The 16658-nt window shown below is 53.4% G+C and carries 18 protein-coding genes; 10 read left to right on the forward strand and 8 right to left on the reverse strand.

What is annotated here, in order from left to right; genetic code table 11:
- Nucleotides 1-11: 11 nt before the first annotated feature.
- From AC2FJV_RS17225 to AC2FJV_RS17235, 3 genes are read right to left on the reverse strand one after another with little or no spacing between them, the layout of a single operon-like run.
- Nucleotides 12-224 (reverse strand): hypothetical protein, encoded by a 213-nt coding sequence (locus AC2FJV_RS17225; RefSeq protein ID WP_496714160.1) that lies wholly within the window; start codon nt 222-224, stop codon nt 12-14.
- On the reverse strand, nt 221-1441 hold the full coding sequence (locus tag AC2FJV_RS17230; RefSeq protein ID WP_496714161.1) for a flavin-containing monooxygenase: 1221 nt from the start codon (nt 1439-1441) through the stop codon (nt 221-223). Before AC2FJV_RS17230 ends, AC2FJV_RS17225 begins: the two co-directional genes overlap by 4 nt.
- Nucleotides 1442-1467: 26 nt before the next feature.
- Nucleotides 1468-2547, reverse strand: a complete 1080-nt coding sequence (locus AC2FJV_RS17235) for a class I SAM-dependent methyltransferase (RefSeq protein WP_496714162.1) — start codon at nt 2545-2547, stop codon at nt 1468-1470.
- Between the two features lie 253 nt (nt 2548-2800).
- On the opposite strand from AC2FJV_RS17235, the gene AC2FJV_RS17240 reads away from it, so the two are divergent.
- The 4 genes from AC2FJV_RS17240 to AC2FJV_RS17255 all read left to right on the forward strand — a co-directional run bounded on the left by AC2FJV_RS17240 (nt 2801) and on the right by AC2FJV_RS17255 (nt 6496).
- Nucleotides 2801-3835 carry a GlxA family transcriptional regulator gene (locus AC2FJV_RS17240; RefSeq protein WP_496714163.1) on the forward strand — a complete coding sequence of 345 codons (1035 nt, stop codon included), beginning with the start codon at nt 2801-2803 and terminating at the stop codon, nt 3833-3835.
- Nucleotides 3836-4415: 580 nt separating this feature from the next.
- On the forward strand, nt 4416-4775 hold the full coding sequence (locus tag AC2FJV_RS17245; protein WP_496714164.1) for a YybH family protein: 360 nt from the start codon (nt 4416-4418) through the stop codon (nt 4773-4775).
- A gap of 795 nt (nt 4776-5570) precedes the next feature.
- Entirely contained in the window at nt 5571-5753 is a 183-nt protein-coding gene (locus AC2FJV_RS17250; protein WP_496694109.1) for a hypothetical protein, read from the forward strand.
- Complete coding sequence (locus tag AC2FJV_RS17255) at nt 5717-6496, forward strand: methyltransferase domain-containing protein (protein WP_271951929.1); 780 nt, start codon at nt 5717-5719, stop codon at nt 6494-6496. The genes AC2FJV_RS17250 and AC2FJV_RS17255 overlap by 37 nt, the downstream gene beginning before the upstream one ends.
- Nucleotides 6497-6825: 329 nt before the next feature.
- On the opposite strand, the gene AC2FJV_RS17260 is transcribed toward AC2FJV_RS17255, so the two are convergent.
- Entirely contained in the window at nt 6826-7047 is a 222-nt protein-coding gene (locus AC2FJV_RS17260; protein ID WP_496714165.1) for a hypothetical protein, read from the reverse strand.
- 22 nt (nt 7048-7069) lie between these two features.
- On the opposite strand from AC2FJV_RS17260, the gene AC2FJV_RS17265 reads away from it, so the two are divergent.
- Nucleotides 7070-8032: a LysR family transcriptional regulator gene (locus AC2FJV_RS17265; RefSeq protein ID WP_142639591.1), complete on the forward strand. Its 963-nt coding sequence runs from the start codon at nt 7070-7072 to the stop codon at nt 8030-8032.
- Nucleotides 8033-8196: 164 nt separating this feature from the next.
- Here the strand turns inward: AC2FJV_RS17265 and AC2FJV_RS17270 are convergent, their stop codons facing one another.
- The 3 genes from AC2FJV_RS17270 to AC2FJV_RS17280 form a co-directional block, all read right to left on the reverse strand.
- Nucleotides 8197-8646 carry a MaoC family dehydratase gene (locus AC2FJV_RS17270; RefSeq protein ID WP_170644971.1) on the reverse strand — a complete coding sequence of 150 codons (450 nt, stop codon included), beginning with the start codon at nt 8644-8646 and terminating at the stop codon, nt 8197-8199.
- A gap of 126 nt (nt 8647-8772) precedes the next feature.
- The gene (locus AC2FJV_RS17275; protein ID WP_170666545.1) at nt 8773-9564 is read right to left on the reverse strand and encodes a class I SAM-dependent methyltransferase; all 792 of its coding nucleotides are present in this window, start codon (nt 9562-9564) and stop codon (nt 8773-8775) included.
- Between the two features lie 63 nt (nt 9565-9627).
- On the reverse strand, nt 9628-10548 hold the full coding sequence (locus AC2FJV_RS17280) for a sulfurtransferase (protein WP_496714166.1): 921 nt from the start codon (nt 10546-10548) through the stop codon (nt 9628-9630).
- Between the two features lie 266 nt (nt 10549-10814).
- Between AC2FJV_RS17280 and AC2FJV_RS17285 the strand changes: the two genes are divergently transcribed.
- The 3 genes from AC2FJV_RS17285 to AC2FJV_RS17295 all read left to right on the forward strand — a co-directional run bounded on the left by AC2FJV_RS17285 (nt 10815) and on the right by AC2FJV_RS17295 (nt 14707).
- Nucleotides 10815-12095, forward strand: a complete 1281-nt coding sequence (locus AC2FJV_RS17285; protein ID WP_496714167.1) for a tetratricopeptide repeat protein — start codon at nt 10815-10817, stop codon at nt 12093-12095.
- A gap of 383 nt (nt 12096-12478) precedes the next feature.
- Nucleotides 12479-14125 (forward strand): tetratricopeptide repeat protein, encoded by a 1647-nt coding sequence (locus AC2FJV_RS17290; protein WP_282027846.1) that lies wholly within the window; start codon nt 12479-12481, stop codon nt 14123-14125.
- A gap of 186 nt (nt 14126-14311) precedes the next feature.
- Nucleotides 14312-14707 (forward strand): rhodanese-like domain-containing protein, encoded by a 396-nt coding sequence (locus AC2FJV_RS17295; RefSeq protein ID WP_109313327.1) that lies wholly within the window; start codon nt 14312-14314, stop codon nt 14705-14707.
- Nucleotides 14708-14765: 58 nt separating this feature from the next.
- On the opposite strand, the gene AC2FJV_RS17300 is transcribed toward AC2FJV_RS17295, so the two are convergent.
- Nucleotides 14766-15638 (reverse strand): LysR family transcriptional regulator, encoded by an 873-nt coding sequence (locus AC2FJV_RS17300; RefSeq protein WP_496710123.1) that lies wholly within the window; start codon nt 15636-15638, stop codon nt 14766-14768.
- 183 nt (nt 15639-15821) lie between these two features.
- Between AC2FJV_RS17300 and AC2FJV_RS17305 the strand changes: the two genes are divergently transcribed.
- Nucleotides 15822-16232 (forward strand): GFA family protein, encoded by a 411-nt coding sequence (locus AC2FJV_RS17305; RefSeq protein WP_496694116.1) that lies wholly within the window; start codon nt 15822-15824, stop codon nt 16230-16232.
- A gap of 31 nt (nt 16233-16263) precedes the next feature.
- On the forward strand, nt 16264-16458 hold the full coding sequence (locus AC2FJV_RS17310; RefSeq protein ID WP_496689825.1) for a DUF1059 domain-containing protein: 195 nt from the start codon (nt 16264-16266) through the stop codon (nt 16456-16458).
- The last annotated feature ends 200 nt before the right edge of the window (nt 16459-16658 follow it).

Genomic DNA, 16658 nt, shown 5'->3' on the forward strand with positions numbered 1-16658 from the left:
GACTTGCGTTGCTAAAGTATGCGATGCGGGAATTTTGGATCGGTTTTGAGATCACTGAGATGTTCAAGCCCGACATCCCGAAACAGACCGAGAGGCAGCTCTGCGAATCTGCGGCCCCTATGGGCAAGCCGTCGCCGATCCCTCCACATGCAAAAACGTGCCATAACGTTGTAGAAGATTGTTGGTTTGGAATAGGGCACATGGGTGCTGTTTGTGATGCTCATTGTTCTGCTCCTTTTGCGAAGCGGGGCTGCATCTGGGGACGATGGGCAACCTGCCGCTGGTGCGGCGCATTGGGTGCCCTTTCCGTGCGGGCGGCCACCTGCGAAGCGATGCGAACCGCGCTTACCCCGGCGGCATGGAAAAACCCCTGAAACACGGGAGCATAGCCTGTGAACCACAGGCCGGGATTGTTGACGTCTTCCTGCCCCATCGGCTGCCGCGGATAGCCCTTGGCATCCAGTGCACCAAGTTCACCAAAAAGCCGCTCAAGATCAGGCCTGTAGCCTGTTGCACAGATCACAACGTCTGGGCGAAGTTTACGGCCATTGGCCAGTTCGACGGTGTAGTCGCCAAAACCAACGACCTGAGGCACGGCCTCAAAGCGCCCCGCTTTCAGCGCAGCCACAAACCCGTCATCCAGCGCAAATGTCACGCCATCCTTGAGCATGCGAGAGCCGCCGCCAAGCTTATGGCGCGGCAAGCCATGGCGCCGCAGATTGCCAAAAAACGTCCATTGCATGAAGCCAAATACCGGATCGAGCGACCACTTTGGGAAACGCGCAAACAGGTTCGCCATGCGTTGCAGTGAAAAGCCCAGAATTTTGGACGGCAGGATCGAAGGTCCATGACGAACGGCGACCCAGACCCGGCCGGGGTTGCTGCGCGAGAGGTGGTTCAGCACATCGGAACCAGAGTTTCCGGCCCCGACAACAACGATATTCCTGCCGTCATAGTCCGACGGATCGCCAAATTCTGCAGCATGGATCACCTTGCCGCCAAAGTCCTCCAGTCCCGGCCAAACGGGCATTTCGGGCACTTTTTCGCGACCTGTGGCCACGACAACATCAGTGCACGTATATCTGTCGTTGTTGGTGTTGACTTGCCAATGATCGCCATCACGACGCACGGACAAGACAGACGTATTAAACACAATGTGTTCTTTCAGCCCGTCCGCGTAGTCGCCCAGATAGTCAACCACAGCGTCACGAGGCAAAAACCTGTCCATTGCGCGTGGCTCATGGTGCCCCGGCAGGCGGGTAAAATTGCGATGGATGTTCAGTCGAAGCCTAGGATGACGCGCGCGCCAAGGGTCAGCGACGCGATCGGATGCCTCAAGGATGGTGACAGGGACGCTGCGTTTGAGCAGTTCCGTGGCCGCAGCCATGCCGGACAATCCGGCACCGATAACGATGGCATGTGCGTTAGGGGGAATAGTCATTTTGTGTCTCCGTTGATGCTTTGAGGCTAAGGGCGCGCAAGAAAATAGGCGTTGAGCGGGTCGTGAGGCAGGCGATGGGTTTCAACCCGATCAAACCCCGCGCGGGCGAGGTATTCTTGCGCGGTTTCAACCCCCCACATCGCCCCAAGACCGGGGCCGCCCTGACCAATTGAAACCGGCGTGCAATGCATCAAAGACAGGCTGTACAGCAGCGGTGCAAAAGGGTTCTCGATGTTCTTTTCCAGATCACGTGACCCGCCGATGTCTTGCATCAGGAACAGCCCGTCATCGGCCAGAGAGTTTTTCACAAGATCCAGTAGGCCTTGCGGGTCCTTTTGGTCATGGACCGCGTCAAAAGCAGTGATCAGATCGTAGCTGCCCATTGTTGTGACGCCTGACAGATCCTGTCCACGAAAGGATAGGTTGGAAAGCCCGTTCCGATGTGCCGTGACCTGCGTTACCGCGAAGGCATCGGGGCAAAGATCGACACCGACAAACCGGCTGTTTGGAAAGGCTTTGGCCAATTCCATCATCGCCCGGCCTGCGCCGCACCCGACGTCAAGCACGTCAATGCCGCTTTCCAGCCGTGCAATCAGCCCGGGGTCTAGAGGCAGAATGTGTTCAATCAGCGCGGATACCACAAGCTGCGCACTGTCTTCGGCCATGACTTCGTGAAAGCGACAGTAATCGTGATACTGCGTCCCACCGCCATCGCGGAACCGGGCAACCATCTCTTCTTCGACCGACGCCATCACGCCGATAAACTGGCAGGTGACCGCCATATTGTCGGGCGCCGCCGCAGTGGTGAGAAAGGCTGCGTGTTCAGGGGGCAGAAAATAGGTTCCTGCCTTCGCGTCATATTCCACAACCCCGGATGTCACCATCACGCCCATCCATTCGCGAACGTAGCGCTCTGCCAGGGCCGCGCCGTCAGACAACGCGCGCGAGGTTGAATTGGGCAATGCTGCCAATGCGTCAAACAGGCCGGAGCGATGGCCGATCGAAGACATAAGCGCCAGCGAGGCTGCGTTCAGCGCGCCACCCATGAGTTCGGCAAATCCTTCAGCCTTGGCCGTATCAAATGTGATTGCGGGTTGCTTGTTCATTGGAATTCTCCGGTCTGACAGGGTTTTGGCTTAAATGCTGGAGACTGTTTGGCAGCCGCGGCCGAGTCGCGATATGCTCAGATATGCCAATAACGGTGAATTACAGACACCCTCACCCTTGTGCTACGGACCAGCGCCCTCCCTTGGAGGCACTCAATCGTGCGCGTTTTGGTCAGGAACGAGGCGTTGCGTAACGAGGTTTTTTGATGTAACGCCCAATAAACTCCAAAATAGGTGAATATCGGACACTCTGATGCTGCAAGAGAAATCCACCTGCCGAACTGCAGTTCTGACCATGCCCTGTGTCGGCACCTCAACCGCTTATTGCATTCTTGACGCGCTGGCGTCCGTCGGACGTGACTGGGAAATGTTGCATGGTACGGCCCCTAAACCGCCTGTTTTTGATGCGGCTCTGATATCGTGTGACGGCGCCGCCTATCAGGACATCAACGGACGGCGCATCACACCGGATGGATCGCTGGACAGTTTTGTAAAGCCCGATCTCGTCATCGTCCCAGACTTTCACTTCGCACCGGGAACTGGTGTCCCGGATGAATTCGCCCCGATGATTACCTGGCTTAAGAAAGCACGCGATGACGGAGCCTTGATCACCTCGGTCTGTTCCGGCGCTTATCTGCTCGCCGAGGCCGGGATGCTGGACGGTCTTGATGCGACAAGCCACTGGAGTTTCTGTGATGTGATTGCGCGGCAGTATCCCGACATAAAAGTGCGTCGCGAACGAATTCTGGTTCCGGCGGGAGAAGGGCACCGGATCGTGACAGCGGGTGGCGCATCATCCTGGGGCGATCTCGTGCTCTATCTGATCGGGCGCATCGCAGGCCCTGACGAGGCCCGTCGCATTGCCAAGATCTATCTGTTGCAGCCCCATACGGAAGGACAGTTGCACTATGCCTCGCTGACGGCCGGCACACAGCACGATGATGCACTGGTTGCAGACGCGCAGGTTTGGGCCGCTGATAACTATGCATTACCCAAACCGGTCGCCGCCATGGCAGCAAGAAGCGGCCTGACTGAACGCAGCCTTTTACGCCGTTTTCGAAAAGCCACAGGGCAAACCCCGGTTGATTACGTTCAAACACTGCGGATCGAAGAAGCTAAACAAATGCTGGAAACAACGGATCTGCCAATTGACGAAATTGCCGGAGAGGTTGGGTACACAGAAACGTCGAGTTTTCGAAATGCGTTCCGGCGATATGTTGGAATGCCAGCGTCGACGTACAGAAAGAAGCGGCTTCTACTCATGCAGGTCGGTTCCGAAGACGGCTGAGCATTAGGCTTTGCTCCCGCATGTTAGAGCTTTATCCAGCCCCGCGCGGTCGGGCTACCTAGTTGGCGTTTCTCGATATGGATTTCCGACAAAGGTGGACGCATGTTGAGCGCCTGATGCGGACCAGAGTCTGGCCACGGTGGCTCGAACCACGGCAGAACGCATTCCTTGGACCCCCCACGCGATCATCGGTCAAACAGTGCTTACGATCGTGCAGACTGCGCACCTGTGACTCGGTGCGACTGGTTATTAACGATCTGGTCAGGGAAGACCGGTCTGGCGACTTCAGCTGCTCTGCAGCGATGAACGTGCCGCACAGGCGAGCGAATGCTGCGTCAGCAAACATTCGGAAGAGCAACGGCGGCAAAGTCCGCATAGCAGTCATTTATGCCTTGTACAGCGATTGTCTACTTGAGCCCAAAGAGTCAAATGCTGCATCTTGCTTAGATGTCAGTTCCCAGGCGCAAAACCAAAGACGGGTTTGTCCTAGGTAGAAGCGACGCAAACAATCTGATCGAGGTTGATTTGACAGTAGAATTGCAGAACCTGATGCTAGGACAGCGAAATTAGGAGTGTTTGTATGTCCTTCAAACAACAGTGCCAGGAGGTATTCGACCACTATGTCGCCTGCTACCGACAAGGGGACGCCAATGGATGCGCTTCCGTGTTTGCAGCGCAAGCAGAGATGTACTCTCCCTTCGGCCCACCTTCCATTGGAAGGCAAGCTATTGAAGACACACATGCAGAGTGGGTCGCGGAAGGTGGAGAAGACAAAAGAATCAATGTCTCTAGTGCAGGTCGAGACGGCGAACTCGGCTGGTGTCTTGCAGAATTTAGCGAAGGCACGACAGGTGAAGGCGTTTCGCTGAATGTGCTTGAGCGACAACCAGATGGTCGATGGCTAATCACCCTATGCAGTCTTAATGAGACGCATCCCTAGAATTTAAACAGCTTGCTGCCGTCTGTTCCCATGCGTCGAATTGCCGATGTTAAATAGTTTTTATCTAAACCAACCGAGCCGAGCTAAATTGAAAGGAATCTACCATAGCCTCGCAATTGAGTTGTTTTGTTCGGTTTTGGGTTGAATTGTTCCAAGAATAACGCACTTTTGGCTGAGTTATGGTGCGTTCAAGTTGATCAAGCCACTGTACGACAATCGAAAATTGAGCGCGTATAGTGAACCGTGCAATCTTATGGGAAAATCGTGCAAACCTATGCGCAAATGCTGTGCAAAATTATGGGCGAAGACACCCAGATTTTCTGAATAAAATCAATGATAAGAATGCAGCGTTATGCGCGTCCCTACAATTTTTGTGTAGGATCGCCCAAATTCCTGTTTTGACCCAAAGCTCTGACTAAATTGCCCAAAGTTCTATTGGCGATGCAATCAAGAGTTGAAATTTTTAGTTTCTTGAGTGCGAACTCAACTTTTAGGCGATAGCGAATGCGTGGCGGCTGCGGCATCCTCTGATTTGAAATCTCCAATAGGCCCACTGATCGCGGCAACAAATCACCGCGGCCAGTTGGGCGCTGTACCTATCGAACCCTGAGGTGACCCTTTGGCAGTCAACGGTCGGCTTCGGATGACTGCACGACCTGGGTCTGATTTGGCAACTAGGTCCAATGCAATGGCTAAATTCTACCGTGCGCACCTGAAGCAGTTTGTGTCTGATCACAACGACGGATGGGCAGCACGCTTGGGCGTTGTACCCACGGAAACTAGGATTCTCAAAAGATGAAAACCCGCTGGGGGAGCTGTAAACCTGCCACAGGCCGCATCCTACTGAACCTCGAACTTGCCAAGAAGCTGTCTAGCCCCCATGTTGTGGGCCATTTCGGACTAGAGTTTCGGGGACTGGTGGGCTTTGTAAGGGTGGAGAGTTGCTTAAGTTTGACGCTGAAACAACGAAATTACTAGAAACCGCCTATCAGGGAGCCGAATTGACGCGGCGACGACAGGTGTCATTTGATGCGCTGTGCCCTTCTCCCGGTGAAACTATTTTGGACATCGGATGTGGCAACGGGCTGTTGACAGCAGAGTTGGCTCGCGCAGTTGGCTCGGATGGCTGTGTCATCGGGATCGACCCAAGCACTGACATGACAGCGGCCGCTAAAGAACGATGCAGCGACTACGCAAACGTGGAGTTTCGTGCTGGTGCCGCAAATAGCTTGCCCATTGAGGATGAGAGTGCTGACAAAGCGGTCTCGGTACAAGTCTTTGAGTACATCGAAGACGTAGACGGTGCGTTGGCTGACACGCTGCGGTGCGTCAAACCCGGCGGGCGGCTTGTCATCAGTGATCTGCACTTTGGTAGCTTGATTTGGTTCAGCGATGAGCCCGACAGAATGCAAAAGATGCTGACTTCCTGGAACCAGCACTTTGTGAGTGGTTCCCTCCCGGAAAGACTGCCCGCACTGATAAAGGCTCGCGGCGACCATGTGGAAGATGTCTTGTCGTTCACTATGACAGATCACCAGCTAAAGCCTGATGGCCTCGCAATCATGATGATGCACCTCATGAAGCAATACGCTGTCGCAAATGACTATGTTGATCCCGCAGTTGCGCAATCGTGGTTTGACGAACAGTTCAGCCTTGCAAAAGTTGGACGCTTCTTCTTTTCGATGACCCAATTTGTCGTCGTGGCGCGTAGAAAAGGGTGATCGAGCGAAGTAACTCGGCCTAGGTTCTTCCGCAGGCTTCCTGAAAGTCGCGGTTGAAGAGACCCCCATTGGTGTCACAGTCGCCCCAATTGGTGCTGCAAATCTTTTGTCCATACTTAATTGTCGTCGGTGATGCCCCAAGGAAGTGCCAGACGTGCAGGCATTGATCAGACGTTCGAACGACCGCAGTGATAGGTGTGATGACAGAAGGTCTCGTGTTGCTACTTACTCTATGGCGACAACACAGGTGCGTGGCTGTCACTTCCAGCTTGCAGCTGCATTTTGGTGCGATCTAATCGCCTTATTCGGCCGATTGTCACCAAGTGTTGTCAGAACTTTCCTGGATACAGGTTCATCATGTTCTGCACGTCAAGCTCACTCGAAAACGCATCGGGATTACTCCAGATCACGTCATTAATATAGTCGCGTTCCGCGTGAAGATCGTTGGCTGTAGGCCGCAGCTTCCGGGTTTCGGGGAGGGCTCTTTTGGTCCAACCGAACAGTCCACCAAATACGGCCCAGAGGCTGGGTGACATTGTATGGGAAGCCATCTCATGGTCCTTTCCGAGTTAATTGCGCTGTCGCAACAACAGTAACTGTTCTCCCGTTTTTCTGGTATCCGGCACAAAATTGTGCTGTTCTACAAAAATGAAGAACGGGTTCCGAAATTGGTCGGATATTCGTGTGTTCCTCTCTGTCTTCAGAGAAGGGTCGACGCTTGCGGCCTCTAGAAAGCTAAAGGTCTCCCAACCAACGGTTGCCCGACGCATTGATGTTCTCGAAAGAGAAACAGGCTTGACGCTTTTTGAGCGCGGTACGCACGGGTTCAAACCGACCCCAGAAGCCCTTCGCCTCGTTCCCCTCGCCGAAGCAATCGAGACTTCAGTCCTTGAATTTGCCGATTGCGCGAAAGAATTGACGTCGACACAACCCATCCGTATCACCGCTTACTCAGCAAACTTCTCTGCACGCATGATTGAAATCGTAAACGAGTTTTCCGCCGACAATCAGGATGTCGCATTCGAGTTTTTGTCCAGCGTTCGGGCGCTGGACCTGATGGCGGGCGAGGCCGACATTGCTTTGCGCCTTGCAAGAACTGAACCTGATCCTGACCTGATCTGTCGTAAGATCAGCACGGCCCGCTGGTCTTTGTTCGGCAGCAGAAATTACGCGGACAAATTTGGCTTACCGGGGTCAACGAATGATCTGGCCGGGCATCAGTTTGTTACCTTTCAGCGGGACGATGTACCAAATGTATTCCACGAATGGTTGACCAATCACGTGGAGCCGGACCAGATCGTCATGTCTTTCACTGAACTGGAGCTAATGCATGCGGCGATCAGGTCAGGGCAAGGCCTTGGGATCAGCAATGTCAAGCTGGTGGAAACAGACATGTCTTTTATCCGATGTTTCGACGAAATCCCCGAACTTGCGGTGCCGCACCTAATGCTCATTTCGCCGGAAGCCTATCGTCGGCCAGAGGTTAGAGCCTTCGTTAAGTTCTTCGCACCTCGCTATGCGGCAATCTACAAGTAGTTATTTAGGCAAAAAAGGATTGAGAACACGCGAACAAGCTAGTTTGCATGTACGCCACGACCGCAATTGCGAATAGAAGCCTTATGTGGCGAGCCCAAGGATACTCTTGAAGATGACAAAGGGAGGTCGAATTGATCGCCGCGCCCCAGTCGCTGCAAACCGCCTTAACTCCGACATGCCATCACGTGGTGCATGACCAGGTTAAGAACTTCAACATCGTTCTGGTTAAATGTCTGGTATCGGAATTTGACCGTTCCCCGGTCTGGCTTCGAACGTGACGGTGTAATTGCCTCAACCGTGACGCGCACGCTGATCGTGTCACCGGAATACACCGGAGCCAGCCACCGTACCTCGTCCATACCATGTCCACCCAGATTGGTGCCGGTAAGTACACCAGTGTCGCGGAACAACCTGAAAGTAAGCGCTATTGTTTGAAATCCACTGGCGATGAGACCGCCGAACATCGACTCTGCGGCAGCCACTTTGTTAACGTGGAAGGGCTGCGGGTCATGAACCAGTGCGAAGTCAATAATCGCTCCCTCGGTCAGCGTAACGCCTCCGGTTTCGAAGGTTTCGCCAACCGACAAATCGTCGATGTATTTTCCGCTAGCCATGGCAAAAGTATAGTTTGATGCAGACTCAACCGTCAACGCGGAGCCAGGCTCGGCCGCCACTAATGCCGCATTATCTTTCGGCCATGGCAAAGATCGTATTGGAGAACTGAGCCAGTGGTCGTTGACCTATACCGCGGCGACAAAAAGGTGCGCTTCTTGCGGTACGTGCAATACGCCTTTTTTGTCATATCTAGACAAAGCGTCTGCAACCTCTTCCACGACCTTGTTGGTGACGTCAGCACCTGCATCCCTAAGATCAGTTTCGATTGGCAGCGCCATGATTTGCGCACGAAGGTCAATAAATCTTCGCTCTAGTACCAATGGCTCGTGACGAGCTATCTTGAAGCCTGCATCGACCAACAACTTAGAAATGAGGTCCCCATCTCGAAACGAAAAAGGCGCTCTGGCTTTTACTGCGGCATCTGTTCCAACATGCCGTTCGAGAGCTTTTGCAAGCGCTCCATTGAAGGGCGACACTGCGCGCCAACATGTCAAAAATAGCTGACCGTCATTGCGTAAGATCCTATGAACTTCCTGCAAAGCGGCGGATTTGTCGGGGAAGAACTGAAGCCCCTGTTGTATGAAGGCATAGTCAAACGTAGCATCTTCGAAAGGTAACTCGGTTACATCTGCTGCATACCACTCGAGCACATGACGACAATCCGGCTGATTGGACTGCGCGACTTCAATCATAGTTTCGTTCAGATCTACGCCAACAACCCGGCCTTTGCCCGTCAGTTTCCTTGCAATCTCTCGCGTCAAAGCCCCGGTGCCGCATGCGATGTCGATAACACAAGTGCCGCTTCGAAGCTGAACCTTCTGCATTGTTGCTTCAGCCAATGGGCCGAACATCGCAGGCACACTATGGTTATTGTACTTCTGCGCAGCCTCTTTGGTCAGCCGGAAATTGTCCGTCATCAAAATATCCTCCTAGCAACGCGTCAATAATTGGACCACCCAAAGTGACCCAAAATCGTAATCTCACGAGGTTTCAACCGGAAGGCTCTCATCGGCGCTCCACTCAGCCCATGAACCATCGTACAGGCGGGACTTTTCGAACCCCATTTGGCGCAACGCAAGGAGCCCACAAGAAGCAGCTATGCCACGGCCGCAATAGGCGATGACCTCATCGTCAGTTTGAATTCCCTTGTCCTGATAGTGCTTGAGGAGCTTGGAATGATCCGCCAACTTGAATGAACCACGTTCCTTTAGTTTAGCTGCACGTTCGGCAATGGGTATGTGTGCCAAATCCGGATCGATGTTCGATATCGCCGGTATGTTGACGGCACTGGGAATATGTCCCGAGCGACCTCCCCATGTGTGAACTCCGTCGCCTCGGAAGAGGTTGTTTGGTAGAAAGTCCACAATTCTGACTCCGGGCTTACCCATCGCATCCAAGACATCAGCTTTGCGGGCAATCCAATTGCTCTGCACTGTTGGTTCAAAGTCACCATGCTCAACGGTTAGATCGCCAGTTTCAGTGGGTCGACCTTCGAGTTTCCATTGCTGCAAGCCGCCGTCCAAGACCTGCACGTTTTTATGGCCATAGTGCGAAAGTGCCCACCAAAGACGCGCAGACGCCAATGGAAGCCCGGAGTCATCGTAGACCACGACATGACTGTCGTCGGAAACACCCAACTCACGCATCCTTTCCCCGAAGTCCTCTGGGCCGAGCATCATGTCGGGAGTGTTCTGAGTGCTGTCTGCAAGCTCCGTCGACATGCCAACATACACGGCGCCAGGAATGTGCTCGGCCTGGAACTCGCTCCTATCGTCATAGGCTACGCCCTTGCCGTTTTCCTCCCTAAACTTCCAGCGAACATCAATGATGCGTAGTTTCGGGTCAGTCAGGTTATCTGCCAACCAAGCCGTATCAATGAGCGGGCGAGTTTGGGTTGTCATACCTACTTTCTCCTCTAACCGGACGCGGGGCGAGCCGTACGGAATAATCCCCAAAATTGCTTTCGGAGTCCAATTTTGGAAAATCGGGATTTGATAAAGTAAATATGATTTAAACGGCATGTTGATGATTTCATGAGACTTCTGAAAGAAACGGATGCTGAAATCATGGCGCCTCGTACCGTCGATTTCCTTTGACTCGTTTATGGCTAGGCATGCTCATATAGCTAACTGACGGACAGGTTTGGTACAGATAGTGGAAGGTTTGGATGCTTGAAGATCGATACGGAAGCCCGCTAACGACCACATCACAAACTGCGCGAGACGCGTACGTTGAAGGCATCGACCGTTTTCTGGGTGCTTTTGATGATGTTGAAGAAGCCTACCGATCAGCAATGCGGGCAGATGATGGTTTTGCTATGCCGCATGTTGGGTTTGCGCGCTACCTTGTTACTGTCGGGCGTGGACAAGATGCAAAGCGTGAAATAGCCGTCGCAAAAGAGCTTTCGCATGGCGTCAGCCCGCGCGAAGCCGCCCAGATCGACATTATCAGCGATCTCATTGAGGGGCGTGCACCGCAGGCCTACAGGCGCATCCGAGATCACGTCGCAGACCATCCGCGAGATATTTTGCTTGCTCAGACATGTACCAGCGTATTTGGTTTAATAGGGTTTTCAGGTCAGGCTGGACGCGAGGCAGAGCAGCTTGCGTACACAACCATGTTAAAGCCACACTATGGCGACGACTGGTGGTTTCTCTGCCAGCATGCATTTGCCCAGATGGAGGCCGGACAGATTGGCCCGGCCGCGGAAAACATCGAGCGCGCACTTGAGTTGAAGCCAGACAGCGCACACAGTGCACATGTCAGGGCCCATCTCTACTATGAGAACGGGGAGACGGACGCTGGCTACGCTTATCTTCGCGAGTTCTGGCAAGACTATCCCTTCACAGCGTATCTGCACTGCCATCTCAGCTGGCACGTCGCTCTGTGGGCGCTTGAGAGCGGCGATGTGGCAGGTATGTGGAAGCTGTTCGATGATTATGTTTCCCCCGACCGACCTCCTGCGCCGCCACTTAACGTTTTGACTGATAGTGTAGCAATTGTTCACCGCGCCTTTTTGGCTGGCGAGCAAATTGCTCAGGAGCGTTGGCAACAACTCAGCGACTATGCTGTTCAGTTCTTTCCTTCGCCTGGCTTGGCTTTTGCGGATGTTCACGCGGCTATTGCGCATGCGATGGCGGGACAAAGAGAGCGTCTGGAAGCAACCATTGACGGCGCAAAGGGACCCGCAGGCCCCACCGTTGCTTCGGTAGCAGGCGCATTCCGTGCGTTGGCGGATGGAAATGCGGACGAAGCGATTGAGAAATTCGTAAATGTCATGTCTGAGCACGAACGCCTTGGTGGTAGCCGGGCGCAACGCGACATTATTGAGTTTTCATTGGCGCATGCGCTGGCAATATCGGGACAATCGAATGAAGCTCGACGTATCCTCAACATGCATCGACCGCATACCTCTCACGACCATGCAGTTGCCACGCTAGAAGAATAGGGTGCCCGTATTTTTGACGCCCGCAATGAGCCCAAATTACACGTTTTCAACGCCAGTTAGAACAGAAGCTGTCGCACGACGCTACTAGGTCCCAAAAGTGTTAGTTGGCGGAAAAGAACAATCTGACTGCTGACATCAGCTTTCTCAAATGCCCGTCTTAGGTGTGCAAGCGGTGATTGTGGTCTTGTCGGCGGGCTACTGTGGAGGGATTGGACCGTCCGTCACTCACGCGGCCGACAAGTTTATCAGTTGCCAAGAAGAGTGCTTCGATCAAATGGGGCTCATATAAGTCGGGTCTATGCCTTAGGTCGGCTTTGATGTAGCCAGTATCGAGAAACAGCCCATTGTGGTAAACTTCTCCCTTTAATTAGGGGGTTATTGTGATGGAATACTATGATCTCGGTCGCTACAGCCGAAAGATCACAACCTCGTCGGACGAAGCCCAGCTTTGGTTTGATCGTGGTTTGGCTTGGACTTACGCGTACAACCACGAAGAAGCGATTGTATGCTTTCAGAATGCCGTGGCTGCGGATCCAAATTGCGCAATGGCGCACTGGGGCATCGCGTATTGTATTGGGCCGAACTACAACAAGCCCTGGGAAACATTCGAAGAAGACGAGAAGCCTGACTGTATCGCCTTGGCGAAAGCGTCAATCGAGGCTGCTGCGTCGTTAAAGGACCGGCTGACGCCTGTTGAACGCGCGCTAATCGATGCCATTCCAGAGCGTTATCCATCCTCGTCGGATATTGAGGATTTCAGCCCGTGGAATGACGCCTTCGCTGATGCGATGCGAAAGGTTCACACCGAATTCGATCAGGACCTGGACGTGTCTGCGATTCTGGCCGAGTCGCTCATGAACCGGACACCCTGGCAGCTTTGGGATTTGCCGACCGGAAAGCCCGCCGAAGGGGCCGATACGCTCGAGGCAATATCCGTGCTCGAAAATGCGTTCGATACACTTTCCGGAGCATGGGAGCACGCAGGACTATTGCACATGTACATTCACCTTATGGAAATGTCGCCCCACCCCGAACGGGCACTGCGTCAGGGCGATGTGCTCAGCACGCTGGTGCCCGAGGCCGGGCATTTGTTGCACATGCCGACCCATATCGACGTGTTGTGCGGAGACTATATGAACGTGGTACTGCGCAATCACAAAGCCATATTGGCAGATCGCAAGTTTCTGAAGCGCGAAGGCCCTGACAATTTCTATTCCGTCTATCGGTGCCACAACTATCACTTTAAAATATACGGTGCGATGTTCTTGGGGCAACCATCGGCAGCAATCGAAGCTGCCGATGAGCTGATCGACACCTTGCCGTCAGACACTCTTCGGCCTATGGCGGACTGGTTTGAAGGCTTCATTCCAATGAAGCAACATGTGCTGATCAGGTTTGGTCTCTGGCAGGATATTCTCGATCAGGATCTGCCAGAGGATGAAGAGCTTTACAGCGTGACCATTGCCATGATGCGGTATGCAAGGACGGTTGCCTTGGCCAACCTACACAGGGTCGCCGAAGCCGAGAGTGAAAAAGCCAAGTTCTATGATGCTCTGGCCAGAGTTCCTGAGACCCGAATGCTGTTCAACAACACATGCCGGGACATTCTGAAGGTCGCTGAGCAAATGATGCTGGGTGAGTTGGCCTATCACGCAGGAGAGCACGAAACGGCCTTTGACCACCTGCGAAAGTCAGTCGAGATCGACGACAACTTGCCATACGACGAGCCTTGGGGCTGGATGCAACCCACCCGTCATGCGCTGGGTGCTCTTCTTCTTGAGCAGGGCCAGATGGAGGAAGCCGAAGCTGTTTACCGTGCAGACCTTGGCCTGGATGCAACGCTTAGCCGGGCCTGTCAGCATCCGGGCAACGTCTGGAGCCTGCATGGCTTGCACGAATGTCTCACCCGGCGCGGTGAAACGGTCGAAGCCGCCCACATTAAGCCACAACTGGACAAGGCCACTGCTCGCGCCGAGGTGCCGATCAAGGCATCGTGTTATTGCAGGCAGAAGGCTTTGGCCGCCCAGTAATCACTGATCAACAGCAATGGCCGGGGTATTTGCGAGGCCCGCTTCTGCCGTTGACCGGGACTTATTTAACTTCGTTGATGGCAACAGTCTGGACGACGACAAGACTGCCAAGCATCGCTTCGGTGCCGATTTGCGGTAAATCAGCCGCATGGTAGCATAGCGCAGGATTTGCAGTCGGGGGGCAATATGGTCTTAACATTCGCACAAATGGAAGCTCAGGAAATATCCAAAGCAAATCCGATTTCAGCAACTGACGCGCTGGCAGTACTGATCGAAGACCCCAACGCACTTGTAGTGGACGTGAGGGATAGCGCTGAAATGGCGGCTACAGGTATCAGCCCTAGAGCAATTCCGGCTCCTGGTCGCGCCGTCGCTTGGATGGCAGACCTTGAAAGTGAATACAGATCTCAAGAGTTACAGGATCGTGGAAGGCGAATTTTCACCACTTGTGGCGGAGCTCCAAGCTACCGAGGCGCGGCAGCGGCAAATGTATTGACAGCGATGGGTTTTCAAAACGTGCAGTTCATCGATGGAGGGATGGCGGCTCTGATCGCTGCTGGCTCCTCCACAGAGCAGCCTTAAGAAACGGCGAAACCAACGGTCTTGAGCAAACAGAGCAGGGGGGGGAATTAGATACGTCTCAGCTTCCAGAGTTGTGTCTCGATACGACTTGCGACTGAGATATAAGCCAGTTGACGAACACCTTAGCCTCGGGACGCTGAAATTCTGCTTGAGTCTGGATGTAATAGACGCCGAAGAGTGGCTCAGAGAACAACTCAATCATCCGACCAGATGACAGATCGTCCTCAAAAAAAGCTCTGGCAGAATACGTGATACCGTCACCCCGGCGAACCGCAGTCATGATCAGGTTCCCAGGCATGTGATTTATGGTCAATGGCTCGGCAGGAACAACCCCGTGATAGGTGAACCAGTCAGCCGCCTCGTTTGTGCCTAGTTCCTGCAACCAGGGCAGTTTCGTTAAAGAGGCCGGGTCACGCAGATCTTGGCCTTCCACCAGTGAAGGTGCTCCGATCACGACCATGTCGGATACAAGGACAGTATCCTCTTCTTTTCTTGGCATGCGTCTATCGTGATACCGAATGGCGACATCGATACCACCTGGCTTTATCTGAACCAGTTCAGAAGTTGGGTTCAGCATCAAAGTGATCTCTGGATGTTGTTGTTGAAACTCTGCCATTCTCGGCAATAGCCACTCCACCGCGAATGCTGGTGACATGGTCACTTGAACGGGACGGTGTGCTGCATGTTCCGCCAGTCGTTCGACACCCCTTCCGATAATTTCAAAGCCGATACCCAGTTCACGTGAAAGAATGATGCCTGGCTCTGTCAATTCAATGCTGCGCCCACGTCTGGCAACGAGAGCTACACCCAAATGTCTTTCCAACGATTTCACCTGCTGGCTGACAGCCGCTTGGGTCACGTTCAAGCGTTCAGCCGCCACGGTGTAACTCCCTGCTTCCGCAACTGCTGAGAAAGCGCGCAAAGCGTTCATCGGGGGAAGGTGCAACCAATCCATACTGTAGATTTTCTAATGCTTGGTTAAACTATTTGAGTCGCATGATATCGGTTTTCTTGACAATATTCATATCGAAATCTGTTTATTAGCTCCAAGAAAAATAGGTATAGGCATCATCATGGATGTCAGCCTAGCCGCATGCCAGGAGATCTTCATACGATGGAAAAACTTCAAGGTGGATGCTACTGTGGTGCGGTTCGATATCAGATCGCGACACCACCTGTCTGGTCGGGACATTGCCATTGTCGTTCATGCCAAATGGCCCTTGGCGGCGCCTTTGTAACTTGGGCTAAGGTAGCCGCCGAAGACTTCGCCGTTATCAAAGGCGAAATCCAACACATTGAGAAAACTCCGGGTATTCGCCGCGGGTTTTGTCGGGACTGTGGAACGACGTTGACCTATGCCGCCCTAAATGAAATTGAGGGCCAAGACTGGAGCGCTGACGCTTGGTTTTCTGCTGTAACGTTGGACGACCCATCGATTGCGAAACCCAAGGCCCACGTCTTCGTGTCACATCAGCAGCCATGGATAAAACTCGACGACGGTCTGCCGACGTTTCTTGAGTTCTAACCAACTTTCCGAGCGCACGGAGGAGAAAGCGATGATCACTGCATACTCATATGCCTGCAAGGATTGCGAGGGCATGGAGGCCTGCCCAGGCAAAGTGGTTGCAGCGACTAAGGACGAAGTATGGAAACTCATGGAACTGCACGCGGTAGTCGCCCATGGAGAAGATCCTAGTTCGTGGGACGCCGATACTCGAGAATATCTGGAAACACTGATAAAGCCCGCGTGATCAAATAAATTAGGCTTCAAATTCCTGCGGATACGCGCCACAGTTCACATCGCCAGCAATTCCTGATGAATTGCGACCATTGCCCAGGTGTCGCGCGTGCAATACGCCACAAGATCAGCATATACCTTAGGGCTGCAGCCGGACGCACCTGCGGACTGCCGTTGAAGACAAGTATTCGGAGCGCCTTTAATGCCGAAAAT

The organism is Ruegeria sp. CDSA241, assembly GCF_059611265.1.

What these genes read in the sequence shown, in the direction of transcription:
- AC2FJV_RS17245 (WP_496714164.1), top strand. Translation starts at nt 4,416, where the DNA reads ATGTCCTTCAAACAACAGTGCCAGGAGGTATTCGACCACTATGTCGCC.
- AC2FJV_RS17260 (WP_496714165.1), bottom strand. Translation starts at nt 7,047, where the DNA reads ATGGCTTCCCATACAATGTCACCCAGCCTCTGGGCCGTATTTGGTGGA.
- AC2FJV_RS17250 (WP_496694109.1), top strand. Translation starts at nt 5,571, where the DNA reads ATGAAAACCCGCTGGGGGAGCTGTAAACCTGCCACAGGCCGCATCCTA.
- AC2FJV_RS17295 (WP_109313327.1), top strand. Translation starts at nt 14,312, where the DNA reads ATGGTCTTAACATTCGCACAAATGGAAGCTCAGGAAATATCCAAAGCA.
- AC2FJV_RS17275 (WP_170666545.1), bottom strand. Translation starts at nt 9,564, where the DNA reads ATGACGGACAATTTCCGGCTGACCAAAGAGGCTGCGCAGAAGTACAAT.
- AC2FJV_RS17285 (WP_496714167.1), top strand. Translation starts at nt 10,815, where the DNA reads ATGCTTGAAGATCGATACGGAAGCCCGCTAACGACCACATCACAAACT.
- AC2FJV_RS17300 (WP_496710123.1), bottom strand. Translation starts at nt 15,638, where the DNA reads ATGAACGCTTTGCGCGCTTTCTCAGCAGTTGCGGAAGCAGGGAGTTAC.
- AC2FJV_RS17240 (WP_496714163.1), top strand. Translation starts at nt 2,801, where the DNA reads ATGCTGCAAGAGAAATCCACCTGCCGAACTGCAGTTCTGACCATGCCC.
- AC2FJV_RS17225 (WP_496714160.1), bottom strand. Translation starts at nt 224, where the DNA reads ATGAGCATCACAAACAGCACCCATGTGCCCTATTCCAAACCAACAATC.
- AC2FJV_RS17235 (WP_496714162.1), bottom strand. Translation starts at nt 2,547, where the DNA reads ATGAACAAGCAACCCGCAATCACATTTGATACGGCCAAGGCTGAAGGA.
- AC2FJV_RS17280 (WP_496714166.1), bottom strand. Translation starts at nt 10,548, where the DNA reads ATGACAACCCAAACTCGCCCGCTCATTGATACGGCTTGGTTGGCAGAT.
- AC2FJV_RS17310 (WP_496689825.1), top strand. Translation starts at nt 16,264, where the DNA reads ATGATCACTGCATACTCATATGCCTGCAAGGATTGCGAGGGCATGGAG.
- AC2FJV_RS17230 (WP_496714161.1), bottom strand. Translation starts at nt 1,441, where the DNA reads ATGACTATTCCCCCTAACGCACATGCCATCGTTATCGGTGCCGGATTG.
- AC2FJV_RS17290 (WP_282027846.1), top strand. Translation starts at nt 12,479, where the DNA reads ATGGAATACTATGATCTCGGTCGCTACAGCCGAAAGATCACAACCTCG.
- AC2FJV_RS17305 (WP_496694116.1), top strand. Translation starts at nt 15,822, where the DNA reads ATGGAAAAACTTCAAGGTGGATGCTACTGTGGTGCGGTTCGATATCAG.
- AC2FJV_RS17270 (WP_170644971.1), bottom strand. Translation starts at nt 8,646, where the DNA reads ATGGCTAGCGGAAAATACATCGACGATTTGTCGGTTGGCGAAACCTTC.